Origin of the sequence: Actinokineospora cianjurensis (genome assembly GCF_003663795.1) — a bacterium.
In the GTDB taxonomy this organism is placed as follows: Bacteria; Actinomycetota; Actinomycetes; order Mycobacteriales; family Pseudonocardiaceae; genus Actinokineospora; species Actinokineospora terrae.
This window is the reverse complement of sequence record NZ_RCDD01000001.1, coordinates 2,494,123-2,505,763: the sequence shown is the minus strand read 5'-3', so window position 1 is coordinate 2,505,763 and position 11,641 is coordinate 2,494,123. Positions and strand designations below refer to the sequence as shown.

At 68.8% G+C, this 11,641-nt stretch carries 8 protein-coding genes; 4 read left to right on the top strand and 4 right to left on the bottom strand.

All coding sequences use genetic code 11. The features are described from left to right. The first annotated feature begins 104 nt into the window (after positions 1–104). On the top strand, positions 105–971 hold the full coding sequence (locus tag CLV68_RS11400; RefSeq protein WP_121390319.1) for a hypothetical protein: 867 nt from the start codon (positions 105–107) through the stop codon (positions 969–971). On the opposite strand, the gene CLV68_RS11395 is transcribed toward CLV68_RS11400, so the two are convergent. The 4 genes from CLV68_RS11395 to CLV68_RS11380 form a co-directional block, all read right to left on the bottom strand. Further along, positions 949–2,649: a bifunctional copper resistance protein CopD/cytochrome c oxidase assembly protein gene (locus tag CLV68_RS11395; protein ID WP_121390318.1), complete on the bottom strand. Its 1,701-nt coding sequence runs from the start codon at positions 2,647–2,649 to the stop codon at positions 949–951. The two genes, CLV68_RS11400 and CLV68_RS11395, sit on opposite strands and share 23 nt — an antisense overlap. Positions 2,650–2,674: 25 nt before the next feature. Continuing rightward, positions 2,675–3,124 (bottom strand): MTB12 C-terminal domain-containing protein, encoded by a 450-nt coding sequence (locus tag CLV68_RS11390; RefSeq protein WP_121390317.1) that lies wholly within the window; start codon positions 3,122–3,124, stop codon positions 2,675–2,677. Further along, complete coding sequence (locus CLV68_RS11385) at positions 3,124–6,429, bottom strand: galactose oxidase-like domain-containing protein (protein ID WP_147459942.1); 3,306 nt, start codon at positions 6,427–6,429, stop codon at positions 3,124–3,126. Before CLV68_RS11385 ends, CLV68_RS11390 begins: the two co-directional genes overlap by 1 nt. Positions 6,430–7,236: 807 nt before the next feature. Further along, entirely contained in the window at positions 7,237–7,992 is a 756-nt protein-coding gene (locus tag CLV68_RS11380) for a hypothetical protein (protein ID WP_121390315.1), read from the bottom strand. Between the two features lie 209 nt (positions 7,993–8,201). On the opposite strand from CLV68_RS11380, the gene CLV68_RS11375 reads away from it, so the two are divergent. From CLV68_RS11375 to CLV68_RS11365, 3 genes are all read left to right on the top strand, one after another. After that, positions 8,202–8,456 carry a hypothetical protein gene (locus tag CLV68_RS11375; RefSeq protein WP_121390314.1) on the top strand — a complete coding sequence of 85 codons (255 nt, stop codon included), beginning with the start codon at positions 8,202–8,204 and terminating at the stop codon, positions 8,454–8,456. Then, entirely contained in the window at positions 8,453–8,908 is a 456-nt protein-coding gene (locus tag CLV68_RS11370; RefSeq protein WP_121390313.1) for a hypothetical protein, read from the top strand. The genes CLV68_RS11375 and CLV68_RS11370 overlap by 4 nt, the downstream gene beginning before the upstream one ends. 467 nt (positions 8,909–9,375) lie before the next feature. Then, a complete protein-coding gene (locus CLV68_RS11365; protein ID WP_121390312.1) occupies positions 9,376–11,634 on the top strand; it encodes a glycosyl hydrolase family 18 protein in 2,259 nt (752 codons plus the stop codon). Positions 11,635–11,641 lie beyond the last annotated feature (7 nt).

Sequence of the window (11,641 nt, the reverse complement as noted above, 5' to 3'; positions counted from 1 at the left end):
GACGCCCGACGACACCGTCTAGGGTCCGTTCGTAGGCTGCCATTCCCACCTCCGGTCCGGTTAGCCTGACAGGGTTCTAAGCGGAGGTGCGCGACACTTGCCACATGCTGATGGGAATCTGGCGCGATGCCCGTCCCGTGGAGCGTTTGTCCTATGCGCTGGGGGCTGCGCTGTTCACCGGTGGGCTGGTGCACGTCGTAGTCCTGTTGGTGACCGGGTGGACGTGGATGGGGCCTTTGTCCCTGCGCAAGGCGGCGACGTTTGGCCTGTCGTTCGGCCTCACCCTTGTCACGGTCGCTTGGGCTACCTCGTTTGTGGCTATGCGCGCTCGCAGGCTGCTCTTAGGGCTGTTCGCGGGGGCGAGCACGGGCGAGGTCGTATTGGTCAGCATGCAAGCGTGGCGGGGTGTTCCATCGCATTTCAACTTCGAGACCGGGTTCGACACGGCTGTCTCGATGACCCTCGCGGCAGGCGGCGGGGTGCTCATCCTGACCACGATCGCTTTCACAGTGGCGGCGGTTGCCGGAACCAGACAATCCGCGCCGGGCATGCGCGTTGCCATCCGGTTCGGTCTCATCGCTTTATTGGTCGCGTTGGCGACAGGGGCGGCGATGATCGCGCGTGGGGTGATCGCCAGTCGGAGTGGGGATCCGCAGCTCGCGTACACGACAGCTGGTGCGTTGAAGCCTCTCCACGCGGTCGCGATGCACGCGATCCTGGTGGTCCCTGTGGTGGCGTGGCTCTTGGACCGCTCAGCCGTGCGGGCTGACCTTGGCCTGAAGTTGGTGTGGTCGACCGTTGTGGCCTACGCGGCTCTAATCGCGCTCGTCGCCGTCGAGTCCATCGCCGGGGTGTCACCGTTGGCGCCACCTGTTGCCGCTGCCATCGCATCCGTTGTGGCTGTCGTGGTCTTGGCGACTGTGGGGATGTTCGCGTTGGTCGAAGGGGTCAAGCGGCAACGAGTTCGGTGACCTTGGTCTTCCGCGTGGTCAGTGCGGCATAGGCGGCGAGGAGCACGGCGACCACGAGCAACGTCCAGGCCGCGGTGGTCTGGTTGGCCAGAACGTCGTTCTGCCATCCCAGTGCCAGTCGGCCATAGAACCCGGCACCCAGCGCGGTATCCCGCCACAACAACACGACGCCGGTCAGACCGTAGGCAGCGGCGACGAGCAGCACGGGGCCGCGGCTAACGCGGGCGAACAGCACCAACCCTGTCGCTAGAGACGCCCCGAGGATGACCAACCGGGCCCAGTGAAGCCCAGCGGCGGAGTCGTACAGTCCGAGCGCGTAGGTCACCAGTGGGATCGCTGCGGCGAACTGGGCGGCGATGATCGGGCGGGGCAACCAGACCGCGACAGGTCCTATCAGCGCTCTGGGCTTGCCCCGGGCCAACAGCGCGGGTACGGCAAGACCCAAGATCAGCTGCACGTCGATGTGCGCGGAGAACAGGGCCGGTTCGTACTTCCCCAGCCCAGAACTGGTCGCCACGAGCAACAGCGCACACCCTGCCAGCCACGAGGCCGTTCGCTCGGCCGGCCACGGTTCGGTCCTACGCCGCAGCCGGTCGAGGTACCAGACGGCAGCAACGACAGCCGCCGACCCGAAGACCAGGTCGAAGCGCCAGTCCAGGACAGCCCTGACCACGCTGAGCGGCTCCGGCAGCGGGAACCCGATCAGCACCTCCGTGGCCGACAGCTTCCGACGCTCGCCGATAGGCCCAGGTGTCCGGCTCAGCCCTACCGCGAGGCCGATCGTCGCCAGCATAAGAAGGATCTCAACCGCACCCAGCTGCAAGAGCGCACGCGGACGTCCCGCATCGGCCAGGCGCAAGGTCCGGGTGCGGTGGAGGTAGCCGAAGAAGCCGAGGAGCAGCGCGGCAGCCGTCTTGGCCACTACGAGCAGTCCGTACTGCGTGTCCAAGTCACCCAGCGACAGCCGCAGCGACGCGTTCACCACGCCGGTCACGACCACGATGAACCAGCAACCCAGCGCCACGGCCGAATACATCCGCGCGGCGGTGGCAGCGTAAGAGCGATTGAGCAGGACTAGAAGCGCAACGAGCCCACCGACCCACAACGACATCGCGACCACGTGCAGCATGAGGCTGTCGCTGGCGATGTCGTGGTCACCACCGGCCGACGAGTGTCCCGTCAGCGCTACCGGCGCCACACCGATGAGCGACAGCACCAACAGCGGCAACGGCTTCAACTGGAGCCGAACACCCACCCAGACCAACGCGGCCAGGTTCGCCACTACGAGCCAGGCGAGCGCGACCGACAGACGTCCCACCGCAGGTCCTAGCAGCGGAAGCACGCCCGTCACGGTCTGACCTAGCGCGTCCGCGACAGTCAGCACCACCATCGCGGCGGCCAGCGCCGCCCACCACCCCGCGAAGGTCCCGGCCAGGCGCGTGGCCCGCCCGGAGTCCCGCTGCGGCATGAGAACGGCGGCGGCCAGCAGCGCGCCGACGACCAACACGGCCGCGACCTCGGCCAGAACCCGGACCGAGGGCAGCCCGTACCGCACGACCGCGCCGGGGTTGGGCAGCCCGAGCACCGGCACGGGCGCCAGCGCGGCGATCCCGGCGGCGATCACCGCCCCGGTGACCGCGCCGATGCCGACCAGCGGCGTGAGCCTGCTGCGTTCCATCAGATCCTCCTGGCCAACCACCCGGTCAGGGGCGGCCGTGGCCCCGGTCCGACGACAGCACCTCGAACGACGCGATCTTCCACTTCCCGTCGACCTGGACCATCGTCACCGCGTCGACCAGGGTCAGGTTGGGTCGGACCAGGGTCACCGTGACCTTCGCGCCCTCCGGCGTGGTGACCGTGTCACCCACCTGGAACGAGACCATGGTGTCCGCCCTCGCCCGCTCGCACAACCGCTCGACGGTGCCGTAGCTGCCCCGCACGGGGTCGGTCAGCAGGTCGAACGCCGCCGGGCAGTCCTCGTCGATGGCGGCCTTGAAGTACCCGTCGACGGCGGCGGCCGGGGTGTCGTCGGCGGTGCCGAACAGCCAGAACTGGGCGCCGACCACAGCGGCGACCGCGACGGCCGCCCCGGCCAGGACCCCCGGCCGCCGCACTGGCGACGGCCGGGTCCCCGGAGTGACGTCGGTGTCCATCAGCCGTGCTTGAACACGACGGTGGTGACCATCCACGGCGTGTTGGCCACCGTGTTGACCGTCGCGTTGGGTCGGGCGCCGAGCACGACGAGCTGGTCCTCGATGAGCATCTCCATGTCACCGGCGGGCGAGGAGTTGAGCCGCGGGGTGAACCCGGCGCCCGCGGTCAGGTTCCTGGAGAACCCGGAGTCGACGTAGAAGCCGACCGCCAGGTGGTTGTCGTCGGTGACGGCCGCGGTCTGCCCGGAGGACGCGACCGCGGTGGTGCCCTTGTTGGACACGGTCGTGTCCACCGCGCCGAGCCCGGCGGCCAGCGAGAGGCCGGAGTACTCGACGACACCGACCCCGATGTCGGCCGACGCCGAGGCCGACGCGGTCACCGTCAGCTTCTGCCCGCCACCGGAGGTGATGGGGGCGGTCCAGATGCTCTGCTCGGTGTTGTCGGTCGCGACGGTGCTGGAGATCTTGGTGTAGACGTTCCCGGCCGAGTCGCGCACGCCGGTCGCCCGCGAGCCCACCGTGTTCCACACGCCGACCTGGACCACGATCCGGTCCCCGACCTGCACCGCGGACGGCGTGGTGACGGCCCGCTCCGCGCCGGGACCGCGCCCGGTGACCTGCTGGACGTAGCCGGGGATAGGAGTCGCCGAGGGGGTTACCGCGTTCGACGGGGTCGACGGGGCGCTAGTACCGATCGCGTTGGTCGCGGTGACGCGGAAGGTGTAAGAGGTGCCGTTGGTCAGGCCGGTGACCTGTGCGGACGTGCCGGTCACGGCGACCGGGGTCTGCGGGGTCGAGCCGATGTACGGGGTGACGGTGTAGCCGGTGATGGCGTTGCCGCCGTCGCCGGGCGCGGACCAGGTGACCGTCGCCGAGGCGTTGCTCGCCACGGCGGCCACCGCGGACGGGGCCGAGGGGGCGGTGATCGACGGCAGGATCCGCACCGTCTTGGCCACCGACGGCACGCCAGCCGAGTTCACCACGAACAACATGTAATCACCCGGCGGTGCCAGGGTCGCCCCGGCCGGGGTCTGGATGTCCAGCTTGCCGACACCCTTGGTGAACTGCAGCGGGACGAACCGCTGGTCCATGTCGCTCTGGTGGGTGTTGGCGCCCATCGAGACCAGGTTGACCGCGCTGATGTCCGCCGAGTCCGGGGTGGACACCGAGATGGTCTGCGCGTACGCGGTGCTCGCGGGCGCGGCGGTGACGGTGGGGCGGGCGCCGTTGAACAGGTACGGCGGCGAGTAGATCTCCGCCGAGAACTGGCCGGGCACCGTGGCGCTGATGTGGTGGCCGCCGCCCGCGACGAGCACCCGGCCGTCGGCCATCAGCAGCGCGGTCTGGTGGTACTGGCGCGGCACCGACATCGACGCGGCGGTCGACCACTGCTCGGTCGCCGGGTCCCAGATCTCGGTGGTCAGGATGTTGGTGTTGAGCTTGCTCTGGTCGCTCGACGGGGCGCCGCCGACCGCGAGCACCTTGCCGTCGGCGAGGGTGGTCAGCGTGTGGAAGTCGCGCGCGGTCTTCATCGGCGCGGTCTGCCGCCACGCCGCGGTCGGCGCGGTCAGGTCGATGACCGAGGTGTTGGCCATCGCGGGGGCGCCGTCGGAGACCGTGGTGGAGCCGCCGCTGTAGAGGATCTTGCCCGGCCGGTACATGGTCGACGAGCCGTTGATGACGCCGCTGGCGCCGACCGGGGTCCAGGTCTGGTTGTTGACGTCGAGCCAGTAGGAGACGTCCTCGGAGGGCCCCATCGTGAACACCTTGCCGTTGGGGGCCAGGTAGGCGAAGGGGTACTCGACCTCGTGGATCTGCGAGGTGTTCACATTGGACAGGACGGTCCAGGTGTTGTTCGCCGGGTCGTAGACCTCTGGGTGCTCCGCCCAGGTGTAGGCGTCAGAGGTGTTACCGCTGATGGTGACGTAACGGCCGTCAGGTAGCTCTGTCACGCTCGGGTACCACCGGGGGTAGTGCATGTCCGCGCCGCGGCTCCAGGTGTTGGAGGCCGGATCGAAGATGGTGGTGTCCTTGATGCCGAGCTCACCGGTGGAGACCACGCCGTAACCGCCCACGACGAGCACGCGGCCGTCGGGCAGGTGGGCGTTGGCGGCGCAGAAGATGCTGTCCGGCGCCATGATCGTGGTGAAGGTGTTGGTGGCCGGGTCCCACAGGTAGGTCGGCTCGGGCTGGTGCCAGCCGTCCCACAGCAAGTACTTGCCGTTGTTCAACGCGACCATGTGCACGGCGACGAACGGCCAGGTCATCGCGGGCGCCCACTGGCCCTGAGGGGACGCGGTAGGCGTGACGGCGTTGGACAGGGCGGACGGCGCGCTGGTGCCGATGGTGTTCGTGGCCGTGACGGTGAACGTGTAAGAGGTGCCGTTGGTCAGACCCGGCACGGCGAGCGTGGCCACCGCACCGCTGATGACGATGGGTGCCTGCGCGACGCCGTTCGCGTAAGGGGTGACGGCGAGGGAAGTGATGGGGCTACCGCCGTTGGGCGGGACAGTCCAGTTCACGGTCGCGCTCGCGTTGCCTGCCTGCGCGGTGACGGAGGTGGGGGAACCGGGCGCGGTAGGGCCATTGCCGCCGCCCTGCGCTGCCTTGAAGACGATGGTGACCACCGACCACGGCACTCCCGCACCGGTCGACACACCCGCGCTCGGCTGCTCACCGATGCCGACGGGCCTGTCTTCGAGCACGAACTCCATGTCCGAGGTCGGCGAGACGTTGACCCGCTCGGTGAACCCGGCACCCGCGGCGAGGGTCTTGCCGAAACCGGAGTCGGCGTAGAAGCCGAGCGCGAGCCCGTCACCGGTGGTGACCGGCGTGGGGCCGGAGGTGACGACACCCGCGACGGTGCTGGTCCCGGTGGCCTGCGACTTCTGGTCCACCACGGTGGCGTCGGCGACCTGGGACAGGCCGGAGTACTCGACGGCCGCGATCCCGAGGTCGGCCTTCGCGGTCGCGGTGACGGTGATGGCGGGCTTGGTGCCGCCGCCGTTCACGACCGGCGCGCTCCACACGCTCAACTCGGTGCCGTCGGACGCGGTGACGGCGGTGAGCTTGGTGTAGGTGTTGTTCGCGGCGTCCTTGACGGTCTTGGCGGTGGCGTTACCGCTGCTCCAGACGCCCACCTGCACGACGATCCGGTTCCCGGCGGTCACGTTGCCCGGCAGCGTCACGGCCTTGCTCGCCGCGATCGCCCTGGCGCTCACCTTCTGCACGAACGCGGGAGCCACAGCGGCCGCGTAACCGGGCAGACCCAGCGCGACCAGCACCAATGCCAGGAGCGCGCTCACCAGCACACGCGCCCGACGGGGGCGGAGAAATCCCATGTCACGTCCTCGACCGCAGTTCAAGACCGACCACGCCGGCGTCGCTTACATCGCCCCACCCCCGCCAACGTTTCGCCTGAACCCCCAAGTCACCAAAATTACTCCACCCGGCACGTTTGGCCACGAATCCCGTTGTGTGATGGGAATTCACCAGCCCCGAAGCCCCTGACGCGCCCAGTCACCGAAAACCGGACAAAACCCACCAGCATGGCCGATTCCGGCACCTCTGCCGGTGCCAACCGCAGAATCAACGCCCCTGGCGGAAACCGGTTACCTGCAGAAACCACTCGGTGACTCGCCGACCTCAACGACAACAAACAGTCACGCGCGAGAACAACCCGGGAATCGACGGCAGACGGGGTGATCCTGAAGATCATCCATTCGGCCGCACCTCTCGGCGAGCGCCGCGCGGCAAGCCACACAAGCCAGGATTCGGCGACGGCGGGCTGCTCTTCCCCGCCGCGATCCGGCGGCGGGCGGGTGATTGGCGCGCTCGACGCGACAGGCGGGGTGGTAGGCGCGCTCGACGCGACAGGCGGGGTGGTAGGCGCGCTCGACGGCGGCAGGCGGGGTGGTAGGCGCGCTCGACGGCGGCAGACGGGTGATTGGCGTCGCCGACAGTGTGGGCGTTTGCCTGGTGCCATCGCGCCCGAAGGTGGCAGCGGTCGCGGCGGTCCGCCGTGACGGCGCCTGGCTCCGGACCGGGCGGGCAGGTCAGCGATCGCGGTGTCCCGCCGTGACGGCACCTGATTCCGGGACGGCTGGGGTGGGTCAGCGGTTGGTGAGGCCGCCGTGGAGGTGGCCTACCTGGATGGCGGTGCCGCTGTGGGTGCCGGAGATGGAGTTGTGGACGGAGCCGGGGGTGTCGGGGTGGGAGGTGGGTGGGGTGTCGGGGGTGGGGGACGCGGTGGGTGCGGGGACCAGGCCGGTGGTGAGGAGGTCGCCGCTGGGGGTGGGGACGTGGAGGTGGGCGGTGGCGCGGTATTCCTTGATGTGCACCGGGATCGCGGCGGTCGGGAGGGTGGCGTACCCGGCGTCGATGATGTCGTCGTGGACGCGGTCGGAGATGAGGGCGGCGAGGAAGGTGCGGTCCTCATCCGAACGCGTGAGGGCGTCGCGCAGCGGGGCGGCGTCGAGCAGTCGGTGCGCGGTGACCAACGCCCGACCACCCCCGAGCGGCCGGACCGGCCCGACGTGCAGCGCCGCCCGCAGCCGGAGCCGCAGCCCGCGGTGGACCTTGCGCATCCACACATCCCTGGCCACCAGCGCCTCCTGCAACGCCCCGAACACCGACTCGGTGACGGCGGGCAGGTGCCTGCTGTCGAACCCGAGCCCCAGCCCGTCACCGGTGTCCTGGGGGAACAGTCGCCCATCCCAGACGTGCTCAAGCCCACTGTCCGCGAACGCGACCCGCACCACCTCGGGAATCGCCTCGGCCAGCTTCTGCTGCCCCGGATCACTGTTCGACCCGTACCGCTCGGCATCGACCACGAGCACACCCAGGTACGGCGGCAATTCCTCGCTCACAAAGACCTCCCCAGCCGGTGTCGCGCATGCCCGTCCACCGTACTGCCGCCACCCCCTCGTCACGCCTGACAGAACCTGGTCGCTTTCTCGCCTTCCCCCTTGCCCAGATAGGCATTGCCCAAAGGGGCAGGGCTGCGCACCTGGCCATCACACCCGCTCCGGCCGTCGCGACGAACCGGGAAAACCCCCTTTCGGGAAGGAGCCCCCCGATGGCGACCGAGTTCAAGTTCGTTGTCGACGGTCTGGAGTTGTCCGAGTCGCAGCAGGCGCTGATCGCCCAGGCGGTGGCCGAGGCGGGGACGGCCGCCGTCGACCGGGTGATCGGGCGCGACGTGCCCTACCTCGAGTTCGGCGGCACCCGGCTGCGCAAGTGGGAGCTGATCGGGCGCTACCTGCTCGCAGGGCCGCGCGCGCTCGAGTTGGCGGAGCAGGTGCAGGGTTACCTGGGCAAGCGGGAGCAGTGACCCACACCTGCCCGAGCGGGCAGGCCACCCCAGGCGCCACCCTGCTCGGCATCATGGGCCCCGGCGGCCGGGTCGTGTTCACCCCGCACGGCCCGACCCTCACTCCCTCGCTGCGCACCCACCTCCAATCCCAAGTCGACCAATCCCACCCGGGCGCACCGCTGGAGTCCCGCTACCGCTTCGCGACCCCGTGCGCCACCAAGGGCTGCGCCTTCTGGGACGGCACCTGCCGCGCCCTCGACGCCGCCCACGACACCTACCCGACCCCGGACACCCCAGCGTCGAGCAACTCATCGGGCGGCCACCGCGCTCCAGCGGACCCGAGTCACTCAGTCGAGAACCTCCCCCACTGCGGCATCCGCGACACCTGCCGCTGGTGGTCCCAGGAAGGCCCCGCCGCGTGTGCGGTCTGCCCCCAGGTCCGCACGCGGGCGGCACCGATTGCCAGTTGAGCCACTCCCGCCGGCGGCGGTGCGGACTTCTCGCACCGCCGCTGGACCATGGGCGCCCCAGATGTGGTCATGGCGGTAAGAGGTCCACTACCCCGCGTCGTCGAGGTAGTCGGGTGCGGAATTTGGCGGTCGAGGTCCGAATGGTCGGATTCGAGGGGTCATCGGCGCGTTGCCACTTATCGGGGGCGTTCCCACTGGTTCGAGTCACACCACGAACGTATCGAGCGCTGAGCTGGGCGGACAGCGGATGCGCCGATTCTGTGGACAACCGCGGAGGTTGTGGACAACCCGGGCGGACAAGCGAGCAGGCGCCGAATTCGGAGCGGGCCGGGGACGGGGAGCGCGACCAGGGTCAACTGGTGAATTCCGCCGGACCATTGGTCTAGACCTAAACCGATCCACCCGCTAGATTCGAGTGTGGTCTAGACCACACAGGGCCTACTCCGTCATCCCCTGGAGCCATCCCCATGAGACGCACCCTTCGTCGTTTGTCCACCGCGGCGGTGAGCCTCCTGCTAGCCGCCACCGCACTGATCGTCGTGAACCAACCGGCCTCGGCGGCGGGTTCGCTGCGCGCTGCTCTTGTGCTGACCGGGACCAGTGGCGAGTACACCGTCACCAACTCCGGTAGTGCTGCCGTCACCGGTTGGTCCATCCAGTTCGAGCTGCCTGCTGGTGTCACCGCGACCGCCAATGCCAACGCCACCGTGAGCCAGACCGGTACTCGGGTCACGCTTACCCCCGCCTACTACATCAACACGATCCAGCCGGGTCGCTCGACGTACCCGTACAGCCCGTCGTTCCGCCTCAGCGCGGCCGCGACCCCCGGCAAGTGCCGCGTCGACAACGGCAACTGCGATGGCACCCCCGACACACCGCCCGCACCCCCGGCCAACCTGCGCGCGACGGTGAAGACGACCAAGACCATCACCCTTGCCTGGGACGCCTCGGTGATCGGCTCGCTGCCGGTCGCGAACTACGAGCTGTACCAGGGCACCGCCCTTGTCGCCACCACGCCGGACCTGACGGCGAACGTCAAGGACCTCACGCCGAACACGGCCTACACGTTCACCGTGAAGGCGAAGGACACCAACGGTCTCTCGTCGGCCGCTAGCGCGCCGTTGACCGTGACCACCAGCAACCCGTCCGACGACACCCAGGCTCCTACCGTGCCCACCGGTCTGCGCTCCACCGCGACCGACTCAGGCAGCGTCACCCTCGCCTGGAATGCCTCTACGGACAACACCGGCGTTGTCGCCTACGACATCTTCGTCAACGGCGCAGCGGGCCCCACGGCCACCACCACCACGGCCAAGGTGACCGGTCTGTCGCCCTCTACCGCCTACAGCTTCACGGTGCGGGCGCGCGACAGTTACGACAACGCGTCGGCTCAGAGCGCGGCTGTTTCCGCTACCACGAAGGACATCGTCGACGGGTACGCCCGCGTCGGGTACTTCGTGCAGTGGGGCATCTACGGCAGGCAGTTCTTCGTCAAGAACCTCGTCACCAACGGGGCAGCGGCGAAGCTGACCCACCTGCTCTACGCGTTCGGCAACATCGACCCGGTCAACCTCACCTGCCTCACCGGGGTCACCAAGGGCACGACGGCCAACCCGCAGGACCCGAGCCAGGGTGACGGCGCGGGCGACGCCGAGGCCGACTACTCGCGGCCGTTCGCCGCGGGCCAGTCCGTCGACGGCGTCGGCGACACCGGTTGGGAGACGTTGCGCGGTAACTTCAACCAGCTCAAGAAGCTCAAGGTGAAGTACCCGAACATCAAGATCCTGATCTCCCTCGGCGGGTGGACCTACTCGAAGTACTTCTCCGACGTCGCCGCCACCGATGCTTCCCGTAAGAAGTTCGTGTCCTCGTGCATCGACACGTACATCAACGGCAACATCAAGGCATACGGCGGCGCGGGTGGCCCCGGCACCGCGGCGGGCATCTTCGACGGCATCGACATCGACTGGGAGTGGCCCGGTAGCGCTGACGGTCACCCGGGCAACCACTGGTCGCCCAACGACAAGAACAACCTGACCGCGCTGCTCAAGGAGTTCCGCGAGCAGCTCGACGCCAAGAGCAAGACCACGGGTAAGAGGTACGAGCTCCAGGCGTTCACCCCCGCCGACCCCGGCAAGGTCGAGGCAGGCTGGGACGTCCCGAAGATCTTCGACTACCTCGACGTCGCGAACGTGCAGGGCTACGACTTCCACGGCTCCGGTAGCGACAACTCGTGGGAGCCCAACCGCACCGGCCACCAGGGCAACCTGTACCCGGACGCGGACGACCCGTACAACAACAAGTTCAGCGTCGAAGGCGCCATCAAGGCTTACACCGACAAGGGCGCGAACCCACGCAAGCTGACGTTGGGTCTAGCGTTCTACGGCCGAGGCTGGCAGGGCGTGCCCGACAACGGCAAGAAGGGCGAGTGGCAGTCGGCGACAGGCGCCGCTCCCGGCCAGTTCGCCGAAGAGGCGGGCACACGCGGGTACAGCAACCTGCTCGCGAGCGTCCCCAACTGCACGATCTACCACGACACGGCCTCTATAGCCACCGCCTGCCACACCGGCGGCACCAACGGCCAGTGGTGGACCTTCGACGACACCTGGTCGATCCAACAGAAGATCACCTGGCTCAAGTCGAAGCGCCTCCTCGGCATCATGGCCTGGGAGATGTCCGGCGACCCCGGCGTCCTGATGACGGCGGTCGACACCAACCTGAAGTAACGCACCA

Bases quoted from the DNA above. Each gene is read 5' to 3' on its own strand.
- CLV68_RS11400 (WP_121390319.1), top strand. From the start codon at position 105: ATGCTGATGGGAATCTGGCGCGATGCCCGTCCCGTGGAGCGTTTGTCC.
- CLV68_RS11395 (WP_121390318.1), bottom strand. From the start codon at position 2,649: ATGGAACGCAGCAGGCTCACGCCGCTGGTCGGCATCGGCGCGGTCACC.
- CLV68_RS11390 (WP_121390317.1), bottom strand. From the start codon at position 3,124: ATGGACACCGACGTCACTCCGGGGACCCGGCCGTCGCCAGTGCGGCGG.
- CLV68_RS11375 (WP_121390314.1), top strand. From the start codon at position 8,202: ATGGCGACCGAGTTCAAGTTCGTTGTCGACGGTCTGGAGTTGTCCGAG.
- CLV68_RS11365 (WP_121390312.1), top strand. From the start codon at position 9,376: ATGAGACGCACCCTTCGTCGTTTGTCCACCGCGGCGGTGAGCCTCCTG.